Here is a 19,208-nt window from a genome sequence, read left to right as displayed (position 1 = left end):
TCGGACGGCCGCGATCGCTCGGACGGCCGCTGTTGTCCGACGGGCGCCCGTCCCCCCAACGGGCCCGCGCCCCGCGCGCGCGGGCGGGCGGCGCCGCAGGATGGGATCATGCCCAACCCCTCCCGGCTGCGCGCCGCCGCCCTGACCGTCACCGCTCTGCTGCTGTCGGCGGCCCTCGCTGCCTGCAGTGATTCCAAGGACGAGGACCTGACGGATCAGAAGCTCAGCTGGAAGGACTGCCCCGCCCCCTCGCAGGCCGAGGGGGGCGGCAACGCGCCCTCGCCGCTGCCCAACGGCGGCCAGTGGCAGTGCGCCACCATGAAGGCGCCCCTGGACTGGTCCAAACCCAAGGGCGACACGATCGGCATCGCGCTGATCCGGGCCAGAACCAGCGGCCCGGCCGACCGGCGCATCGGCTCGCTCATCTTCAACTTCGGCGGCCCAGGCGGCTCCGGCGTCACCACGCTGCCCGCCTTCGGCCAGGACTACGCCGCCCTGCGCACCCGCTTCGACCTGGTCAGCTTCGACCCGCGCGGGGTGGGCCGCAGCGCACCCGTGAAGTGCGAGAACGACCAGCAGCTGGACGCCTACTTCCAGCAGGACGCCACGCCCGACGACACCGCCGAGCGCACCACGTACCTCACCAACACGCGTGACTTCAACGCGGCCTGCGAGGACCACTCCGGGCGGGTCCTGCCGCATGTGCGCACCACCGACGCGGCCCGCGACATGGACCTGATGCGCCAGGTCCTCGGCGACGACAAGCTGTACTACTTCGGCATCTCCTACGGCACCGAACTCGGCGGCGTCTACGCCCACCTGTTCCCCCGGCACGTCGGGCGGGCCGTGTTCGACGCGGTCGTCGACCCGACGCAGAACGCCGAGCAGGGCGCGCTCGGCCAGGCCAAGGGCTTCCAGCTCGCCCTGGACAACTTCGCCAAGGACTGCACCTCCAAGGTCGAGGAGTGCCCGATCGGCGCCACCCCGCAGGAGGTGGAGAACCGTATCGCCGCGCTGCTGCACGACCTCGACCGCAAGCCGATCCCGGGCATCTTCCCGCGCCAGCTGACGCAGACCGCCGCGACCAACGGCATCGCGCAGGCCCTGTACTCCAAGGACTTCTGGGAGTACCTCACCGAGGGGCTGCAGGAGGCCTACAGCGGCAACGGCCGGATCCTCATGGCCCTGTCCGACTCGATGAACGGGCGCAACGAGAACGGCGAGTACAGCAACATCACCGCCGCGAACATCGCCATCAACTGCGCCGACGACAAGCCGCGGTACGACGCCGCCTACGTGCAGGGCAAGCTGCCCGAGTTCCGGGCCGCCTCGCCGCTGTTCGGGGACTTCCTGGCCTGGGGCATGGTCAGCTGCACCGACTGGGCCGTGCCCGGCGCCGCCGACCATCCCGACGTCAGCGCGCCCGGTGCGGCGCCGATCCTCGTCGTCGGGAACACCGGGGACCCGGCCACGCCGTACGAGGGCGCCCGGAAGATGGTGGACGCCCTCGGCAAGGGCGTCGGGGTCGAGCTGACGTACAAAGGTCAGGGCCACGGGGCGTACGACAGCAAGAACAAGTGCGTGCAGTCCGCGGTGAACGGCTATCTACTGGAGGGAAAGGTCCCGCCGGCCGGGACCGTCTGCTCCTGACCCCTGGAGCCGCCCGGCGAACCCCCAGGTCAGAGAGTTATCCACAGGCCCCGACAGGCGCGGCCCGATCCCCCTACGATGGCCGGACAGCCGTTCGCCGTCCGGTGCGGGCGGTGCACGAGGGGGGTGAGGGTCATGGCACGTTCGATCCGGTGGGCAGCGCTCGCAGCCGCTGCCGCACTGCTGATGTCCGGCTGCGGTGGAGGCTCGTCGTCATCGGACGACGCGTCCGACGCCCGCCCGGGCAGTCCGCGTCCGCCGGCCACCGCCCCGGATACAGCGACGGGGCTCCCCGCCTCCCTCACCGCGCAGAAGCTCGACTGGGGCCGCTGCAAGGCCACCGCCGACTCGCCGGCGCCGGGCGGGGAGTGGCAGTGCGCCACGCTGAAGGTGCCGCTGGACTGGTCCCGTCCCACCGGCCGGACGATCGGCCTGGCCCTGATCCGGGCCCGGGCGACGGGCGGCGACCGCATCGGCTCGCTGCTGTTCAACTTCGGCGGCCCGGGCGGCTCCGGCGTGGCCGGCATGCCGTCGTACGCGCCGCTGGTCTCCGCACTCCGCGAGCGCTACGACCTGGTCAGCTGGGACCCGCGCGGGGTGGCCGCGAGCGAAGGCGTGCGCTGCCGCGACGACCGGGAGATCCAGGCCGCCGAGGCGATCGACGCGACGCCGGACACACCCGAGGAGGAGCAGGCGTTCCTGGCGGACGCCGCCGCCTTCGGCAAGGGCTGCCAGAAGGCCGCCGGGGAACTGATGGCCCACGTGTCCACGACCGACACCGCGCGCGACATGGACCTCATGCGCCAGGTCCTCGGCGACACGAAGATGCACTACTTCGGCATCTCCTACGGCACCGAGCTCGGCGGCGTCTACGCCCACCTGTTCCCGCGGAACGTGGGCCGGCTGGTGCTGGACGCGGTGGTCGACCCCACCGCCGACACGATCGGCCACGCCGAGAACCAGACCCGCGGTTTCCAGCGGGCGCTGGACGACTACCTGAAGTCCACCGGCCAGGACCCGGCACAGGGCACCGTCCGTATCGCCGGCCTGCTGCGCCGGCTGGACGCCCAGCCCCTGCCGACCTCCTCCGGGCGCAAGCTCACGCAGAACCTCGCGGTGACCGGCATCGTCCTGCCGCTGTACAGCAAGCAGAGCTGGCCCAGCCTGACCGGCGCCCTCAGCGCCGCCGAAAGGGGCGACGGCACCGCACTGCTGGCCCTCGCCGACGGCTACAACGAACGCGACGACTCCGGCCACTACGGCACCTCGTCCCACTCCCAGCGGCTCATATCGTGCCTCGACGAGAAGCAGCGCCCGACGCCGCAGCAGACGAAGCAGCGCCTGGCCGCCTTCACCCGCATCTCGCCGGTCTTCGGCCCCTTCCTCGGCTGGGACACGGCCGGCTGGTGCCACGACTGGCCGGTACCGGGCCAGTACGACACCCCGCAGGTGAGCGCCCCGGGCGCGCCCCCGATCCTCGTCGTCGGCAACACGGGCGACCCGGCCACCCCCTACGAGGGAGCCCGCCACATGGCCGACACCCTCGGCCGGAACGTGGGCGTCCTCCTCACCTGGAAGGGCGAGGGCCACGGAGCCTACGGCAGCGGCAGCACCTGCGTGGACACGAAGGTGAACACATACCTCCTGAAGGGCACCCCACCTGCCGGGAACACGGTCTGCTCCTGATCGTCCCGGTCACGGCGGCCGGGATCCGTCGGGGCCATGGGCTGAGTCACAGACCACCGCGTTCGATCAACGTGCCGTCCGGGGCCAGTGTGTACACGCGCGGGGGTGGCACGGCGGCAACTGCCCTCCGTAGCGCGGCTTCCTGTTCGGCGGGGCCGGGGGCGTGGGGGTCTCGTACGTGGAATCCGTACAGCGCGATGGCCTCCGCGTCGACGTCATCGGGGTGTGGACGGCCTTCCTGGATGAAGCCGCAGAGAGCGCGCAGCGCGTCCTCGCCCAGGTCCAAGGGGTGGAACGGGAGGGCGTAGGGCTCTTCCTCCTCCCCCGGCCAGGGGACGACGTCGGCCGGGCGGTCTCCGGCCCAGTAGGGCAGTTCGAAGGGGAGCGGATCGCCGATGTTCTCGATGACGCCGCTGTCCGGGGACAGGCTCAGGGAGCGGACGAGGCGCCCGTCCTCCCAGACGGCGAACGCCAGCCAGTCGACGACGCTGTGCATCGCATGCAGGACGAGCCGCCGGCCGGCGCTCGCGGCGACGAGGTGTTCCGGGAGCTGGGAGGGGGCGTCGATCATCACCCTCTGATCGCCGACGACGTCCACGCCCGGCCAGCTGGCCGCATACGCCGTTCCCTTCGGGGGGTAGACGCCGTCCCAGAGATCCGAGCCCGCACACTCCTCGATCTCCCAGCCCGGGTAGAGCCGCCGCATCAGGGCGGTCGTCCGGTCCCGGTCCGCCGCGCCCACCTGCCGCAGCAGCTCCGGCGCGGCACCGTCGGAGTACACCAGCAGTCCCGTCTTGGCTCCCAAAGCCCCTCCCCAGAGCGCTGCCGTCCATGGCGAACGCACGCTAGCCGCAGGCGCTGACAGCGGGGTGGCTCAGCCAGTCCGTCCGGCACGTTCCTGGGGCGTGCGCGGACGCCCGATACTCCTACTGGGCGGTGTAGCCGCCGTCGACGGGGAGCGCGACGCCGGTGACGAAGCCGGCGCCGGGGCTGCACAGCCACAGGACGGCCTGGGCGATTTCCTCAGCGGTGCCGAGCCGGTTGATGGGCTGGTTTGCTTCGGCTTCGGCACGGTCGAGTTCCCCCTTGGCGATCATGTCACTGACCATGGGGGTGTCGATGGTGCCGGGGCAGATGGCGTTGACGCGGATGCCGCGCGGGGCGTATTCGAGGGCGGCGCTGGTGGTCAGGCCGATCACGCCGTGCTTGGAGCAGTGGTAGGAAGCACGGCCGGGGAGGCCGACAAGGCCGCCGAGGGAGGAGCAGTTGACGATGGCGCCGCTGCCCTGCTCGCGCATGTGCCGCAGTTCGTGCTTCATGGACGCCCAGACGCCTCGCAGGTTGATGGCGTGGACGCGGTCGAACTGGTCTGCGCCTTCGTCGGCGGCGTCGGCGGGCGGGATCTGGATGCCGGCGTTGTTGTAGGCCATGTCGAGACGGCCGAACCTGGCCACCGTGCGGTCGACGGCGGCGGCGACCTGGTCCTCGTCGGCGACGTCGCAGACCAGGGCGAGGGCCTGGTGCCCGGCCTCGGTGAGGTCCTTGGCCGCCGCGTGCACCGCGGTCTCGTCGACGTCGGCAAGGGCAACGGCGGCGCCGGAGGTGGCGAAGGCGCGGGCGGCGGCCAGGCCCATGCCGGAGCTGGCGCCGGTGACGAAGGCGACCTGGCCGGTGAAGTCGTAGGTGGGGTTCACGGGGTTTCCTTTGAGCTGCCGGGCCGCGCACGCGCTGGGGCGCGGCGTCGGGTTTCAGTCGGTGGCCGGGGCGGCTGCGTACTCCTCGTCGGTGACGGGGGTCAGCCAGTGGACGACGGCGTGGTCGGCGTCGCCCTCGTTGATGGCCACGTGCACCATCAGCCGGTTCGGGGCGGCGCCGTGCCAGTGCTCCTCGCCGGCCTCGAACAGGACGCGGTCGCCGGGGCGGATGACCTCCACCGGTCCGCCGCGGCGCTGGCACAGGCCGACGCCCTCGGTGACGAAGACGGTCTGGCCGAGCGGGTGGCGGTGCCAGTGGGTGCGGGCGCCGGGCATGAAGTGCACCAGCGACGCGGTGACCCGGGACGGCTCGGGCGCGGCGGCTACGGCGTCGATGTAGACGTCGCCGGTGAACCAGTCGGCCGGGCCCTTGACGGTGTCGATCGAGCTACGGGTGATCTGCATGAAGTTCCTTGTACGGGTGGCGGGGGTGAGAGCGGCGGGTCAGGGCTTGAGGAGGGTCTTGATGGCGCGGCGCTCGTCCATGGCCCGGTAGCCCTCGGCGACCTGCTCAAGGGGCAGCGTGAGGTCGAAGACCTTGCCCGGGTCGATCGCGCCGGTCAGGACCCGGTCGATGAGGTCGGGCAGGTAGCGGCGTACGGGGGCGGGGCCGCCGCGCAGGCCGACGTGGGAGAAGAACAGCTCCTGCCCGTCGATCGCGACCTCGTGGGGGACGCCGACAAAGCCGACGTTGCCACCGGGCCGGGCCGAGTGCAGGGCCTGGCTCATGGCCTCGGGGGTGCCGACGCACTCCAGGACGGAGTCGGGGCCGATCCCGTTCGTCAGCTCCTTGATCCTCGCGACACCCTCCTCACCGCGCTCGGTGACGATGTCGGTGGCGCCGAACTCCCGGGCGAGTTTCTGCCGCGTCTCGTGCCGCGACATGGCGATGATCCGCTCCGCGCCCATCTCCTTGGCCGCGATCACACCGCACAGGCCGACCGCCCCGTCGCCGACGACCACGGCGGTCGCGCCGGGCTTCACCTCGGCGGCGTCGGCAGCCCACCAGCCGGTGCCCATGACGTCGGACACGGCCAGCAGACCGGGCCAGAACTCCTCGTCCGGGATCTCGTCGGTGGCGACCAGGGTTCCCTGGGCGTTGGGGATGCGGACGTATTCGGCCTGGCAGGTGGACATGAACTCGCGGTGCAGGCAGTTCGACTGGAAGCCGTTCTGGCAGTTCGCGCAGGTGTTGTCCGAGGTGGCGAAGGAGCCGACGACGAACTGGCCCGGCTTCACCGAGGTGACCGCGGAGCCGACCTCCTCCACGAAGCCGACGTACTCGTGGCCCATCGGGTGCGGGTCGCCGATCGGCTCGGCACCGCGGTAGGGCCACAGGTCCGAGCCGCACACGCAGGTCACGGCCGTACGGATGACCGCGTCCGTCGGTTTGAGGATCTTCGCGTCGTCCACGGTCTCGAAGCGGACGTCGCCGGGGGCGTGGATCATTGCTCCGCGCATGGGAGAGGTTCCTTTGTTCGCCGAGGCGTGCGATCCCGGATGCCGGGGCCGTCGCCGAGTGCAGGGCCGGATGCAAGCTCCCGTCGTGACGACCGGGCGGAAAGCACCACGTCATCCAGGTAACCCGCTCCTCGCACCCGTAGCGAGACACCATCGAGGGGTGTACTGGCAGTACATCCCTGTGGACACGGGCGGGACGTACCGTCGAAAGGGTGGACAACCGAGCAGAGGTCCGCGAGTTCCTCACCTCGCGGCGAGCGAAGATCACCCCCGAGCGGGCCGGCCTGCCCGCCGGGAACCGCCGGCGCGTGCCGGGCCTGCGCCGCAGCGAGGTCGCCGCCCTGGCCGATGTGAGCGTGGAGTACTACGCCAAGCTCGAGCGCGGGAACCTCGCCGGCGTCTCCCCTGCCGTACTCGAGGCCGTCGCCCGCGCCCTCCAGCTCGACGACGCCGAACGCGCCCACCTGCTCAACCTGGCGCAGGCCGCGGACGGCTCCGACGCACTCACCCGGCCTCGTCGCCGCACCGCCCGGACCTGGACCGCACACCGGAGCCTGCAGTGGGTCCTGGACGCCGTCACCGCCGGCCCGGCCTTCGTCCGCAACGGCCGCATGGACCTCCTGGCTACCAACCAGCTCGCTCGCGCCTTCTACGACGACGTCTACGCCACGGCCGGCAACCAGGCCAACCTGGCCCGCTTCCAGTTCCTCGACCCCGCCTCCCGCCGCTTCTACCCCGACTGGGACCAGGCCGCCGACATCGCCGTCGCCATCCTGCGCACCGAGGCCGGCCGCGACCCCCACGACAAGGATCTCCACGACCTCGTCGGCGAACTCTCCACCCGCAGCGACGACTTCCGCACCCGCTGGGGCGCCCACAACGTGCGCCACCACGGCACCGGCACCAAACGCTTCCACCACCACGCGGTCGGCGACCTCACCCTCGCCTACGAAGGCCTGGACATGGCAGCCGAACCCGGCCTCACCCTCACCGTCTACACCGCCGAACCCGGCTCCCCCTCCGAAGAAGGCCTGCGCCTGCTCGCCTCCTGGGCCGCCACCCGAGACGCGATCTCCCCCGCGCGACACGCATCCAGCTGACGGCACAACCGGCGGTCAGCCCTCTCCGCGCTGTCGTTGCCGGCCGGACAGGACCCCGCGCCGTCCGGCAACGACAGAAGCCCACGGCATCCGACAAGGTCGGGGCCGTGGGCTTCGTCAGCCTCGCGGGTGGGCGAGAGCCGGGATCAGTAGACCGGCTTGTGGGGTTCGATCTGGTTGACCCAGCCGATGACGCCGCCGCCTACGTGGACCGCGTCGGCGAAGCCGGCGGACTTGAGGACCGCGAGGACTTCCGCACTGCGGACACCCGTCTTGCAGTGCAAGACGATCTTCTTGTCCTGCGGGAGGCCCTCCAGGGCGGTGCCCATGAGGAACTCGTTCTTCGGGATCAGACGGGCGCCGGGGATGGAGACGATCTCGTACTCGTTCGGCTCGCGGACGTCGATGATCTCGATGTTCTCGCCGTCGTCGATCCACTCCTTGAGCTGCTTGGGAGTGATCGTGGAGTCGGCGGCCGCCGCCTGGGCCTCCTCGGAGACGACGCCGCAGAAGGCCTCGTAGTCGATGAGCTCGGTGACGGTCGGGTTCTCGCCGCAGACCGCGCAGTTGGGGTCCTTGCGGACCTTGACCTGGCGGTAGGTCATCTCCAGGGCGTCGTAGATCATCAGGCGGCCGACCAGCGGCTCGCCGATGCCCGCGAGGAGCTTGATGGCCTCGTTGACCTGGATGGAGCCGATGGACGCGCACAACACGCCCAGGACGCCGCCCTCGGCGCAGGAGGGAACCATGCCGGGGGGCGGGGGCTCCGGGTAGAGGCAGCGGTAGCAGGGGCCGTGCTCGGACCAGAAGACGGACGCCTGGCCGTCGAAGCGGTAGATCGAGCCCCAGACGTACGGCTTGTTCAGCAGCACGCACGCGTCGTTGACCAGGTAACGGGTCGCGAAGTTGTCCGTGCCGTCGATGATCAGGTCGTACTGGCTGAAGATGTCCATCACGTTGTCGGCCTCGAGCCGCTCCTCGTGAAGGACCACGTTCACGTACGGGTTGATGCCCTTGACGGTGTCCCGCGCGGACTCCGCCTTGGAACGGCCGATGTCGGACTGGCTGTGGATGATCTGGCGCTGCAGGTTCGACTCGTCGACCTCGTCGAACTCCACGATGCCGAGCGTGCCGACGCCCGCGGCGGCCAGGTACATCAGCGCCGGCGAGCCCAGGCCGCCGGCGCCCACACAGAGCACCTTGGCGTTCTTCAGCCGCTTCTGCCCGTCCATCCCCACGTCGGGGATGATCAGGTGGCGGGAGTACCTGCGGACCTCGTCTACGGTGAGCTCAGAGGCTGGCTCGACCAGGGGTGGCAGCGACACGGGGACTCCGTTGGTCGGTCAATCACTACGGTTGTTCTCCCCGTAACAGTGCCATGGCCTTTTTCATTCCGAGACACCTGTTCCGATACGCGAGACGATTTCGTCCCAGAACCCGGGCATCGTCGACCAGGGGTCCGCTCCCCGGTCCACTCCCCGGTCTCCCCGGTCCGTCCCGCGGCGGCCGCCGCCGGCCACGCGGTCGGTGAACCAGATCGTGGCCGCGCCGTGCCAGCGCGCGATGCGCAGCGCTTCCTCCAGGTGGGGGCGGGGCACGCCGTGCACGAAGTGGCAGAAGCGCTCCGGCGGGTAGTCCGCGGTCCACTCGGCGGCCTGCGACCAGCGGTAGTCGCCCCAGGCGCCGTTGAAGGTGACCAGCTGGTCGGCGGTCTCGGCGTAGCCGGGGTGTGGGTGGGTGCCGTGGCCGAGGACGATGTGGGCATCCTCACACCGTGCGCGCAGCGCGGAGACCGTGCGGCGCACGGCCGGCAGGTCGGCGCGGTCGACGGGGCAGTGGTCCAGCAGGAAGCCGTCGACCTGGTACCAGTGCGCATAGCGCTCGGCGTCGCCGACCACACCGGCGGCGGCGTGCTCGGCGTCCAGCCGACCCAGGACGCGGACGCCCGCGTTGCGGAGCCGTCCGGTCGCCTCCAGGCAGTGCGGGTCGGGTCGGGTGCCGGGGCCGTCGGCGACGTCGAGGACGACCCAGTGCAGCGGTGTGCCGGGCCGGGTGAGCTCGCCCCACTCGGCCGGCGCGACGAGGGGGTGGGCGAGGCCCGGGATGCCGAGGCCGGTGCCCAGGAGCGTGCCGGCCGTGCCCGTGGTCGTGCTGGTCAGATGCGGCATGCCGCCTCCATCCAGATGTCGGCGAGGGACTCTTCGAGGTTGATCCGGGGCCGCCAGCCCAGCCGGTCGCGTGCGGTGCGCACGTCGGCCTGCTGCCAGCTGCCGCAGCCGTCGGGGTAGGGGTACGCGATCGGGGCGGCGTGGTCGGAGTCGGCGCGCGGGTGGCCGATGGCGGCGCGCAGCGGGCCGGGCGGGCCGTCGAGTTCGTGCAGGGCGCCGCCGTATCCGGCGACCCGGGCCAGGATCGCGGCGGCGTCGCGCAGCCGTACGGCACGGCCCGAGCCGATGTTGATCACGCCCTGCGCGGCCGACAGCGAGGCCGCGTGCACGGCGCGCGCCACGTCACGGACGTCGATGAAGTCCCGCTGCGCCCCGAGCCCGCCCAGCTTCAGCTCGCCGTCGCCGGACTGCATGGCGCGCCGCATGGCCTCGGCGAGCCGGCCGAGCGGGGAGCCTGCCGGGGTGCCGGGCCCGGCGGGCGAGAACACCCGCAGCACCACGGCGTCCAGGCCGGAGCCGAGCACCAGCTCGGTGGCGGCGAGCTTGCTGACGCCGTACGGGCCGCCGGGGCGCGGCACGGCGTCCTCGGCGGTGGAGGACCCGGGCTGGCTGGGGCCGTACTCGGCGCCGCAGCCGATCTGCACCAGGCGGGCGCCGCAGCCGCTGCGCCGCAGCGCCTCGCAGACGGTGGCCACGGCGACGGTGTTGTGCCGGGTCAGTTCGCGGGCGCCGCCGCGGGTGGCGCCGGCGCAGTTGACGACGACCTGGGGGTGGACCGCGTCAAGGAAGCGGGTGAGCGCGCCGGGGCTGCCGCTGGCGAGGTCGAAGCGGACGTCGGCGTCGTCGCCGCGGCCGAGCGCGGTGAGCTGGACGGCCGGGTCGGCGATCAGGCGGTCGGCGACGAACCGGCCGAGGAAACCGTTGGCTCCGATCAGCAGGACCCTCATCGGGCGGCTCCCGTGGCCGAGGTCTCGGGTCGGGAGGTGATCATCTGGTGTTCTCCTTCAGGGGTGTTGCGATGGCGTGCGGCCCGGTGGGGGGTGGGCTGCCGGCGGCTCACCGGGGGTGGTCCGCTCGCGCGTGGGCCGAGGCCCGGGTGAGGGTGCGGGTCGCGTGGATCAGCAGGGTCAGGGCCGACGCCCCGCACAGCAGGGCGGGGACGCTGCCGGGGCCGAGGGCGTCGACGAGGAGGTCGACGGGCGTGGCGAGGAAGCCGCAGCCGGGCAGCCGGGCGGTGAAGACCGCGGCGAGGACGGCGGCCTCGCCCACGGCCGTGGCGCGGAGCACGAGCCCGGGGGCGCGCGTCGCGCCGTGCGTGGTCAGCAGGCGGGCGAGCAGGAGGAGGGCGCCGAGGGTGAGCGTTTGCGCAGCGCCGGCGGGTTCGTCCAGGGCCACCGCGCACAGGGCGAGCAGGCCCGTGAGCGCGGCCAGGAACAGGGCGAAGACACCCAGCAGCAGCGGTCGTACGGCGGTGGCGAACTCCTCCAGGCCGCGGCTGGCGGCGAGTTTGCGGCGCGCGCCGGCGGAGAGGAGGTGGGCGCACCAGGCGGCGGGGGCGCAGGAGAGGGCCAGCGCCAGCACGGGGGCGGCGGCGAACCGCCACGCGCCGACCGCGGTGCCGTCGGGCAGGCCGTCCGGGCCTCCGGTGAGGGCCGCCGTGAGCAGGGCGTCGCCGAGGCCGGCGTAGGCGAGGAGCCACCAGGTCCCGCCCCGGGTGCCGGCGGGGCGGGCGCCCCTGCCCGTGCGGTACGGCCGGCTCAGCGGCCCCCGGCGCAGGACGGCCCGGAGCGCGGCGGCCACCGCGAGCACACCGGCCACGGTGACGAACAGACGTGCGCGGCCGTCGGTGAGCCGCAGGCCGGCCACGGTCGCGGCGCCCAGGGTGCCGGGCAGCAGCGAGAGCAGCAGCCAGGCCGGACGCGCCCGCTCCGGAGCCGCGGCGGAGGGCGGAGCCGAGGCGGGCTGGTCGCCGGAGCGGGGCACGCGCGCGTACATCTCCTCCGCGAGGGAGAAGACGTCCCGGTGGCGGAAGCGGGCGGCGGTGCGGTCGGTGACGCCGTGCGCCTCCAGACCGGCCGCGATCTCCAACGGGTCGACGGCCCGCTCGCACAGCTCCCGGTGCCGGTGCATCAGCGCCTTCACGGGGTCGACGGCGCCGCGGCGGGGGGTGGGCGGCCTGCGGTCGGCGGAGGACGGGGTGGCGGGAGCGGTGCGGGCCGGGGCGGCGGTGGCGGTGGGTGCCGGGCGGCCGCGGCCGCCCTGTTCGGTCTCCGCCCTCGCCCCTGCGCCCGCCACGGAGGAATCGGGTGCCGACGGCTCCGGCGCGGACCGCTCAGACGTGAACCGCTCGGACGTGAACCGCTCGGACGTGAACCGCTCGGATGCGGACCGCTCGGATGCGGACCGCTCGGGCGTGAACAGCTCGGGCGTGAACAGCTCGGACGTGTACCGCTCGGATGCGGACCGCTCATGCGTGGACCGCTCGGCGTGCGTGTCACGCCGCGTCGGCACCTCGCCACCGGCCACGGCCTCGTCGGCGTCCGCGTCCACGCCCTGGTCGACGTCCGCGTCCATGCTCTCGTCCAGCTCCACATCCAGCAGCTGGGCCGAGCGCGCGTCCCAGGCTCCCGGGTTGCCGGGTGTCCCCGGGCGGTCGAAGTCTCCCGTCGCGCTCATCGCGCTCATCGCGCTCCCTCCGCCGCCGGGACCGGTGCGGTGCCGGTACGGCTCGTCGCCTGGACCGGTTCGGCCGCCGCCCAGCCGGGGCCGCCGCGGGCCACCACGCGCGCGCCGGAGTCGGTCCAGTTGCCGGGCACATGCGCCTCGGCCGGAACGCCGAACGGCAGCGGCTCGCCGGTGTCGTCGAGGACCTCGCGGGTGACCGGGCAGCGGGAGACGATCTCCAGGTAAATGCCGTGAAATGCCGCGACGTTCTGCTCGACGGTGAACAGTTCGAGCGCACGCGCGCGTGCGGCGGCACCGAGGCGCGCACGGCGCTCGGGGTCGCGCAGCAACGCCACGCACGCCTCCGCGAGCGCCCGCGGATTGCGCGGCGGTACGACGAGCCCGGTGCCGCCGATGACCTCCACGACCGCGCCGACGTCGGTGGAGACGGTGGCCCGGCCGCAGAACATGGCCTCGACCAGGCCGATGGGGAAGCCCTCGACGACGCTGGACAGCACGACGACCGCACCGGCGGCGTAGGCGTCCGCGAGGGTGGGCAGCTCCGGACCGCCGATCTCCTCGAAGGAGACGGGGTTGTCGCCCACGGCGTGCAGCCCGTCGGCCTCGTCCGGGAAGAGCTGGGCGGCCAGCGCCCGGCAGTGGCCGAGGTACGCCTCGCCCTCGGCGCCGGCCGCGGGGCCCACGATGCGCAGGCGCGCGCCCGGCTCCTCCTTGCGGACCTCGGCGAAGGCGTGCAGCAGCGACACCAGGTCCTTGGCCGGTTCGACACGGCCGACCCACACGAGCGTGTCCGGGTCCGCGGCGTCCGGTGCCTCGCCGACCTCGGCGAAACGGCTCGCGTCCATGCCCGGGTACACCGTGCGCAGCTTCTCCCGGTCGGCGCCGCAGCGTTCCTGCCAGCGGCGGGCGTGCGCGTTGCCGGGCGTCACGCACGCGGCCCGGCGGTAGACCTCGGTGGCGAGCCGGCCGTGGAAGGCGGCGAGCAGGGCGCGTACGGCGGGGGCGGCGGCCGCGTCGGTGCCGTGTGCGAGGTAGTGGCTGCGCAGCCGGACGCCGTACTCGGTCACGAGCAGGGGTACGCCGAAGAAGTGGCCGGCGAGCAGGCCGGGCAGGGCGGCGGTGCCACCGGAGGCAGCGTGGCACAGGTCGGCCGAGCCGAGCCCCGCGTCGTCGTACCAGTCGAGCGAGAGGGGGCGCAGGGCGCTCTCCAGGTGGGCGGTGACGGTGAGCAGGTCCGGCACCCGGGCCTCGCGGGCGGTGCGCAGCGCGCCGGGCGCACGACAGGCGCGTTCGAGGGCGCGTACCGCCCCCTCCGAGCGGAGCGCGCCGACCAGTCCGCCTTCGTCGCGGGCGAGGTCGGCGAGGGCGTACAGCGCGTTGCTGAAACGGTCCGCCTGAGAGGCGTGACCGGTCCCGGAGGGCTGCGCGCTCCGCGCGGGGTCGGCGGACGGGTCGGCGCAGATCGCGGCCAGGAGCTCGCCGTAGCACTCGGCGAACCGCCGGCGCGCGCGCCGCCCGTACACCACCCCGTCGTCCTCGGCCGTCCACAGCGGCGCCGTACGCACCCGGCTGACCTGCGGCGGCAGCGGGACCCAGCCCTCGTCCTCCTGGTGCCGGCTGCGGCTGAGCGCGTAGACCTCGAACTCGTGCTGCCCGAGCCCGCGCACGAGCCGGTCGCACCACGGCCCGGCGTCACTGCTCAGAAACGGGTAGCCACCCTCCGTAATCAGTCCGATGCGCACGCGTACACCCCCGATCTCCCGTGTGGGGAGCCGCCGTTGGCCCGGCGGCTCGCAGCGGGACGAACGTATGCGGACAAGGCGGTGGCGCGATGGACGGTTGTCCGTCGCACCACCAAAAGGGGTGAACGGTCGTAACTTTCCCGTGCGGGTCGCGTTCGGTCGCGCTAAGAGATCGCGCGGTTGCGAAACGTCACGCGTCACGCCCCCGCGGACGCGCCGCGGGGCCCGCGGGACCGGCCGCCGGATCCGGTAGAACGGCCGCGGGGGCCGGCAGACTGGCCCAGGAGAGTCGGCGGACCTGTCAGGGGTGCGGCAGGTCCGCCGCGCGGGTCAGCGGCCGGGGTAGGGCCACGGGTTGGGGCGGCAGTGGATGCCGTCGTGGTCCAGGAACTTGGTCTGCTGCTGCATGACCGGCGCCAGTTGGCCGTCCTTGTCGCAGGTGACGTGGCCGTGGCCGAGACGGTGGCCCACCTCGTGGTTGATCAGCATCTGCCGGTAGGCGTAGATCTGGTTGCCGTAGGTCGGGGAGCCCTGCGCCCACCGGTAGGCGTTGATCATCACGCGCTCGGTGGCGGCCGAGTCGCAGGAGACGTTGTCCTCCGTGGTGTCCAGGCCGGACTTCGCGCACCAGGCGGCGGTGGTGCCGGGGCTGGCGAGCGTGATGACGAAGTCGGGCTTGCCGGAGGAGACGCGCTCGAAGGTGCGGGCGCCGCCGTGGGCCCAGCTGCGCGGGTCGTTGAGCGTCTGCTGCACGGCCTCCGCGAACAGCGCGCCGTCGAGGCCGAGACCCTGCTCGATGTCCACCCGGTAGGTGTACTTCTGCCCCTTCCCGGGCGCCTTGTCGGCACCGGGCACCGCGTCGAAGGTCCCCGGGCCCTTCAGCGTGGCGCTGAGCGGGTACGTCTGCGCCATCTTCTGGGCGTACGTCAAAGGGGCCGCCGACGTGGACGGGCTCGGCCGGCCCTCGCCGCGCGAGGCGGGGTCGCGGACGTCGCGCGCCTGATCGGTGCCCGTCTGCGCGCGCACCCCGCCGTCGTGGCCGTCGGCGACCTGACCGGCCACGATGATCGCGAGCACGGTGGTCACGGCAGCGGCCGCGATGCCGGTGAACGTACGGCCCTTGCCGCCCCTGGGGCGGGCGGGCAGGTCGTCGGCGGCGGGGCCGGTGTCCTGCGGTCCGGCACCGGGCGGGGCGGCCGCCCCGGTGAGCGTGCCGGCGCGCGGGTCGGCGGCCGGGTCAGCGGACAGGCCGGTGGAGCGGCCGGGGGCGTTCCCCGGCGGGGTGAAGAGGTCGTCACGGGCGTCGGGGCCGTCGCCGCCGAGACCCTCGAACGCGTCGAGGTAGTCCTGCCGGGGCCCGCGGTGCGGCGCGCGGCGCTGCCGCGGTATCGGTACGCCGACGCTCTGCGGTCCCGGGCCACGCGCCGGGGCGGCACCTCCGGCTCCACCCCACTCGCCCCAGCCACCGCCGGGTTCCCGCTGCTCGGGATGCCCGCCGCGGACCCGGGGGACGCCGCGCGCGGGCGTGCCGTCGGGGAGGCGCGGGACACCTCGCGCAGGGGTGCCGTCCGACATCCGCGGCACACCGTGCGCGGAGGTCCCGTCGGGCAGACGCGGAACACCGTGCGCGGGGGTGCCGTCTGCCATCCGCGGCACACCCCGCGCCGGAGTGCCGTCGGGCAGACGCGGAACGCCGTAGGCGGGCGTCCCGTCCGCCAGCCGTGGCACACCGCGTGCCGGCGTCCCGTCAGACATGCGCGGCACGCCATGAGCCGGCGTCCCGTCCGGGAGCCGTGGCGTGTCGTTCCCCGGCGGCACAGCGCGCCCGCGCCCTGGCGGCGTCGCGCGCCCCGGTCCCCCGTCCCCCGCCCGCGGTCCCGGCGTCTGGGGAGCCGCCGGCCTCTGGGGAGCTCCCGGCATGCGGGGAGTCGTCGGCATCGGGTTCTGCTGGGCGAAAGGCGCCGGCCGGGGTGCCGGACCCGGATGCGGCAGGGGCGCCGGCGCGGACTCGCGCCCCGCTCCCGCCTCACGCCCCGTTCCCGCCCCCGTCCCCCCGGTGGTCTGTGTGGTCTCGCCGGGCGCCTTCTTCGGCGCGGGCCCCCGCCTGCTGTGGCGTCCCACCTCGCGCCTCAGCTCCCCTGGTTCGCGGACTCGGATGCGGACTCGGACTCGTTCTCGGACCTGGAAGAGTACGCGGCCGTGGCCGTGGCCCCCGCCGCCCCGGACCGGGAGGCCGCCCCCGGCCGTCCCTCCACGTCCGTGAGCAGGTCGCGGAAGGCGGCGGCCACGGCCTGCGGGTACTCCATCATCGCGACGTGCCCGGCCTCGGGCAGCGTCAGCAACCGTGCGTCGGGGAAGGCGCGCGCCGCCTTCTGGGCCATGCGGTAGCCGACGAGCCGGTCGCGCCCGCCGTAGACGAGGAGGGTGGGTGCGAGGACCCGGGTGGCCTGGCGCCACAGCCCGTGCTGGCCGCCCAGCGTGTAGGCGTCGACGATGCCGCGCGCGGAGCGTGCCATCGCGTCCCAGAAGTACGGCAGCTCCATGCGCCGCTCCAGTTCCTCCACGGCGTACCGGAAGGCCTCCGGCGACACGCGCGAGGGGTCGCCGTAACACAGGGCCATGGAGCCGCGGACGCGCTGCTCGGCCGTCCAGTCGCGGGTCAGCCGGGTGAACAGCGCGGCCACGCCGGGCACGCCGATGAGCGCCGTCGGCACGGCGGAGCGCTGGATGCGCAGCTCCGGCAGCGCGGGTGAGACGAGGGTGAGCGTGCGAACCAGGTCGGGGCGCAGCGCGGCGACGCGCGTGGACACGGCGCCGCCGAGGGAGTTGCCGAACAGGTGCACGGGTCCGCGCCCGGACGCGTCGAGGTAGCGGATCACCGCACGCGCGTGCCCGGTGACGGAGTAGTCGCCGTCGTCCGGCGGCGGCGAGTCGCCGAAGCCCGGCAGGTCGAGGGCCTCGCTGTCCACGGCGCCGTCGAGCCCGGCCATGAGGGAGGACCAGTTCTGCGAGGAACCGGCGAGCCCGTGGACGTACAGCGCGGGCGGCAGTCCGTCGCGTGCGGGCGTCCGGGAACGCACCGTGAGGGTGATGCCGGGCAGTCCGACCGACCTCAGCCGCTCGCCCTCCGCGACCCTGACGGGCGCCGCCTTCGGGGCCAGATCGGTGGGCGGCACGGCGGGCAGCTCGGTCGAAGACATGCGGCAATGTTACGAGACGATCACGTACTGGCTCACGTGTTCGGCCGTGTTCGGCGTCACAGGAGTCGCCTGGAACCCAACGGGCACCCGCACCGTCACCCGTCGCGCACCACGCGCGCGTACGGGGCTGTCGTCCGTCGCGCCGCACGCGTGTGCGGCCCCGCCGTCCGCCGTACGGGCGGCACGATGGCATGGCGTCCGCATCCGGTGTCTCCTACGCTCTGGGAGAGGGCACCCGGGTGTGACCCCTGCTTCTCCCAGGGACGTTCGTAGGAAGGGAGCCCGTCCGATGGCCGTTGACCCCACCGACCCCGAGACGTTCGAGGAGACCGAGGAAGAGGGTGCTCCGGAGTTCGACGTCGAGGCGCCCGACGCCGATGCCGCCGAACAGCACGCACCGGTCGCCCCCGACCGCGACGACCCGCTGACCGGTGTCGATCCCGGCCGGGCGAACGAGGCGGACCTGCTGGAGCAGGCACGCGTCGTCTCCCTCGACGAGGACGACTACCGCTGATCTCGGGCCCGCGCCGAGCTGGAGAGAGGCCGTTTTTTGCCCGCTCGGCGCCGGTTTGAAACCTTTTCCCCGACTTTCGCCACCGTCCGGTCCGTGAAATTCTGCGTTCGCACCGCGCACACCCGGGTTACCGAAAAGTACGATGGCGGCGCGGCGCACACCGCATGTGGACGATTTTGGGAGGCGGCGTGACAGCCATCGAGCAGACAGAGGCGGCACGCCCGCGGGGCACGCGCCTGCCGCGCCGTGCCCGACGGAACCAGCTGCTGGGCGCCGCCCAGGAAGTCTTCGTGGCGCAGGGCTACCACGCCGCCGCGATGGACGACATCGCCGAGCGCGCCGGCGTCAGCAAGCCGGTGCTGTACCAGCACTTCCCGGGCAAGCTCGACCTCTATCTCGCACTGCTGGACCAGCACTGCGAGTCCCTGATCCAGGCCGTGCGCGGCGCGCTCGCGTCGACGACCGACAACAAGCAGCGCGTGCGGGCGACCATGGACGCCTACTTCGCCTACGTCGAGGACGACGGCGGCGCGTTCCGCCTGGTCTTCGAGTCGGACCTGACGAACGAGCCCGCGGTGCGCGAGCGCGTCGACAAGGTCACGAACGAGTGCGCGGAGGCGATCTGCGACGTCATCGCCGAGGACACCGGCCTCTCCCGGGCGGAGTCGATGCTGCTGGCGTCCGGCCTGGGCGGGCTGGCCCAGGTGGTGGCCCGGTCCTGGCTGCACAGCGACCGCAGCGTGCCTCGCGACCAGGCGGTGCAGCTGCTGACCTCGCTGGCCTGGCGCGGCATCGCCGGCTTCCCGCTGCACGGCACCGAGCAGCACCACTGACACCCCGAGCGGGGACCACGACGGCCGGCGGGACTTTGTTCCCGCCGGCTGTTCGCTGTTGGCGTGCCCGGCGCGGAGCGTGCGGGTCCCCTCACCGGGCTAATGTGTGCTGGGTACGGCGCGGAAGGTTCGCGCACTTCACTGACCGTCGGAGGGACATAGCCGTGGAGGTCAAGATCGGCGTGCAGTACGCGCCCCGCGAGATCGTTCTGGAGAGCGGTCAGAGCGCCGAGGAGGTCGAGCAGGCGGTGGCCGAGGCGCTGGCCGGAAAGTCGCAGTTGCTGAGCCTCAAGGACGAGCACGGCCGCAAGATCCTGGTCCCGGCCGACCGCCTCGCCTACGTCGAGATCGGCGAGCCGGCCCCGCGCAAGGTGGGCTTCGGCGCGCTGTAGGGCGCGGCGCGCATTCGGAGGGG

General features: G+C 73.3%; 17 protein-coding genes. 6 read left to right on the top strand and 11 right to left on the bottom strand.

The genetic code is table 11. The features are described from left to right. Nucleotides 1-108: 108 nt before the first annotated feature. The gene (locus tag ACF1AL_RS24910; RefSeq protein WP_391827431.1) at nt 109-1,650 is read left to right on the top strand and encodes an alpha/beta hydrolase; all 1,542 of its coding nucleotides are present in this window, start codon (nt 109-111) and stop codon (nt 1,648-1,650) included. Nucleotides 1,651-1,785: 135 nt separating this feature from the next. Beyond that, nucleotides 1,786-3,336, top strand: coding sequence for an alpha/beta fold hydrolase (locus ACF1AL_RS24905; RefSeq protein ID WP_391827429.1), 1,551 nt, complete (start codon nt 1,786-1,788; stop codon nt 3,334-3,336). 46 nt (nt 3,337-3,382) lie between these two features. Here ACF1AL_RS24905 and ACF1AL_RS24900 read toward each other — a convergent pair whose 3' ends face one another. The 4 genes from ACF1AL_RS24900 to ACF1AL_RS24885 all read right to left on the bottom strand — a co-directional run bounded on the left by ACF1AL_RS24900 (nt 3,383) and on the right by ACF1AL_RS24885 (nt 6,551). Next, nucleotides 3,383-4,141, bottom strand: a complete 759-nt coding sequence (locus ACF1AL_RS24900; RefSeq protein ID WP_391827427.1) for a DUF6928 family protein — start codon at nt 4,139-4,141, stop codon at nt 3,383-3,385. A 121-nt stretch (nt 4,142-4,262) separates the two neighbouring features. Then, nucleotides 4,263-5,030, bottom strand: a complete 768-nt coding sequence (locus ACF1AL_RS24895; protein ID WP_391827425.1) for an SDR family NAD(P)-dependent oxidoreductase — start codon at nt 5,028-5,030, stop codon at nt 4,263-4,265. A 54-nt stretch (nt 5,031-5,084) separates the two neighbouring features. Further along, nucleotides 5,085-5,495, bottom strand: a complete 411-nt coding sequence (locus ACF1AL_RS24890; RefSeq protein ID WP_366838383.1) for a cupin domain-containing protein — start codon at nt 5,493-5,495, stop codon at nt 5,085-5,087. 39 nt (nt 5,496-5,534) lie between these two features. After that, nucleotides 5,535-6,551, bottom strand: coding sequence for a zinc-dependent alcohol dehydrogenase family protein (locus ACF1AL_RS24885; protein ID WP_391827423.1), 1,017 nt, complete (start codon nt 6,549-6,551; stop codon nt 5,535-5,537). A gap of 212 nt (nt 6,552-6,763) precedes the next feature. Here ACF1AL_RS24885 and ACF1AL_RS24880 point away from each other — a divergent pair, with 212 nt between their 5' ends. Further along, complete coding sequence (locus ACF1AL_RS24880) at nt 6,764-7,651, top strand: helix-turn-helix transcriptional regulator (RefSeq protein ID WP_391780132.1); 888 nt, start codon at nt 6,764-6,766, stop codon at nt 7,649-7,651. A gap of 146 nt (nt 7,652-7,797) precedes the next feature. Here the strand turns inward: ACF1AL_RS24880 and moeZ are convergent, their stop codons facing one another. The 7 genes from moeZ to ACF1AL_RS24845 form a co-directional block, all read right to left on the bottom strand. Further along, nucleotides 7,798-8,976 carry an adenylyltransferase/sulfurtransferase MoeZ gene (gene moeZ / locus ACF1AL_RS24875; protein WP_366838386.1) on the bottom strand — a complete coding sequence of 393 codons (1,179 nt, stop codon included), beginning with the start codon at nt 8,974-8,976 and terminating at the stop codon, nt 7,798-7,800. 63 nt (nt 8,977-9,039) lie between these two features. Continuing rightward, complete coding sequence (locus tag ACF1AL_RS24870) at nt 9,040-9,819, bottom strand: phage tail protein (protein WP_391780131.1); 780 nt, start codon at nt 9,817-9,819, stop codon at nt 9,040-9,042. After that, complete coding sequence (locus ACF1AL_RS24865; protein WP_391703314.1) at nt 9,807-10,766, bottom strand: NAD-dependent epimerase/dehydratase family protein; 960 nt, start codon at nt 10,764-10,766, stop codon at nt 9,807-9,809. Before ACF1AL_RS24865 ends, ACF1AL_RS24870 begins: the two co-directional genes overlap by 13 nt. A 109-nt stretch (nt 10,767-10,875) precedes the next feature. Next, a complete protein-coding gene (locus ACF1AL_RS24860) occupies nt 10,876-12,393 on the bottom strand; it encodes a hypothetical protein (RefSeq protein WP_391827572.1) in 1,518 nt (505 codons plus the stop codon). Between the two features lie 107 nt (nt 12,394-12,500). Next, the gene (locus ACF1AL_RS24855; RefSeq protein WP_391827421.1) at nt 12,501-14,246 is read right to left on the bottom strand and encodes a DUF3492 domain-containing protein; all 1,746 of its coding nucleotides are present in this window, start codon (nt 14,244-14,246) and stop codon (nt 12,501-12,503) included. Nucleotides 14,247-14,576: 330 nt separating this feature from the next. Beyond that, nucleotides 14,577-16,367, bottom strand: a complete 1,791-nt coding sequence (locus ACF1AL_RS24850) for a DUF3152 domain-containing protein (RefSeq protein WP_391827419.1) — start codon at nt 16,365-16,367, stop codon at nt 14,577-14,579. A gap of 8 nt (nt 16,368-16,375) precedes the next feature. After that, a complete protein-coding gene (locus ACF1AL_RS24845; protein ID WP_391827417.1) occupies nt 16,376-17,446 on the bottom strand; it encodes an alpha/beta fold hydrolase in 1,071 nt (356 codons plus the stop codon). 289 nt (nt 17,447-17,735) lie between these two features. On the opposite strand from ACF1AL_RS24845, the gene ACF1AL_RS24840 reads away from it, so the two are divergent. The 3 genes from ACF1AL_RS24840 (at nt 17,736) to ACF1AL_RS24830 (ending at nt 19,185) form a co-directional block, all read left to right on the top strand. Beyond that, the gene (locus ACF1AL_RS24840) at nt 17,736-17,960 is read left to right on the top strand and encodes a hypothetical protein (RefSeq protein WP_366838394.1); all 225 of its coding nucleotides are present in this window, start codon (nt 17,736-17,738) and stop codon (nt 17,958-17,960) included. Between the two features lie 188 nt (nt 17,961-18,148). After that, on the top strand, nt 18,149-18,793 hold the full coding sequence (locus tag ACF1AL_RS24835) for a TetR/AcrR family transcriptional regulator (RefSeq protein WP_366838395.1): 645 nt from the start codon (nt 18,149-18,151) through the stop codon (nt 18,791-18,793). Between the two features lie 164 nt (nt 18,794-18,957). Beyond that, the gene (locus ACF1AL_RS24830; RefSeq protein WP_366838396.1) at nt 18,958-19,185 is read left to right on the top strand and encodes a DUF3107 domain-containing protein; all 228 of its coding nucleotides are present in this window, start codon (nt 18,958-18,960) and stop codon (nt 19,183-19,185) included. Nucleotides 19,186-19,208: the final 23 nt, after the last annotated feature.

This window comes from Streptomyces sp. NPDC014801 (assembly GCF_043082085.1).
Lineage (GTDB): Bacteria > Actinomycetota > Actinomycetes > Streptomycetales > Streptomycetaceae > Streptomyces.
The sequence above is the reverse complement of the archived record's forward strand: the minus strand, read 5'-3'. Positions and strand labels throughout refer to the sequence as shown.

What these genes read in the sequence shown, in the direction of transcription:
- ACF1AL_RS24870 (WP_391780131.1), bottom strand. Translation starts at nt 9,819, where the DNA reads ATGCCGCATCTGACCAGCACGACCACGGGCACGGCCGGCACGCTCCTG.
- ACF1AL_RS24845 (WP_391827417.1), bottom strand. Translation starts at nt 17,446, where the DNA reads ATGTCTTCGACCGAGCTGCCCGCCGTGCCGCCCACCGATCTGGCCCCG.
- ACF1AL_RS24910 (WP_391827431.1), top strand. Translation starts at nt 109, where the DNA reads ATGCCCAACCCCTCCCGGCTGCGCGCCGCCGCCCTGACCGTCACCGCT.
- ACF1AL_RS24905 (WP_391827429.1), top strand. Translation starts at nt 1,786, where the DNA reads ATGGCACGTTCGATCCGGTGGGCAGCGCTCGCAGCCGCTGCCGCACTG.
- ACF1AL_RS24840 (WP_366838394.1), top strand. Translation starts at nt 17,736, where the DNA reads ATGGCCGTTGACCCCACCGACCCCGAGACGTTCGAGGAGACCGAGGAA.
- ACF1AL_RS24885 (WP_391827423.1), bottom strand. Translation starts at nt 6,551, where the DNA reads ATGCGCGGAGCAATGATCCACGCCCCCGGCGACGTCCGCTTCGAGACC.
- ACF1AL_RS24860 (WP_391827572.1), bottom strand. Translation starts at nt 12,393, where the DNA reads ATGGACGCGGACGTCGACCAGGGCGTGGACGCGGACGCCGACGAGGCC.
- ACF1AL_RS24865 (WP_391703314.1), bottom strand. Translation starts at nt 10,766, where the DNA reads ATGAGGGTCCTGCTGATCGGAGCCAACGGTTTCCTCGGCCGGTTCGTC.
- ACF1AL_RS24890 (WP_366838383.1), bottom strand. Translation starts at nt 5,495, where the DNA reads ATGCAGATCACCCGTAGCTCGATCGACACCGTCAAGGGCCCGGCCGAC.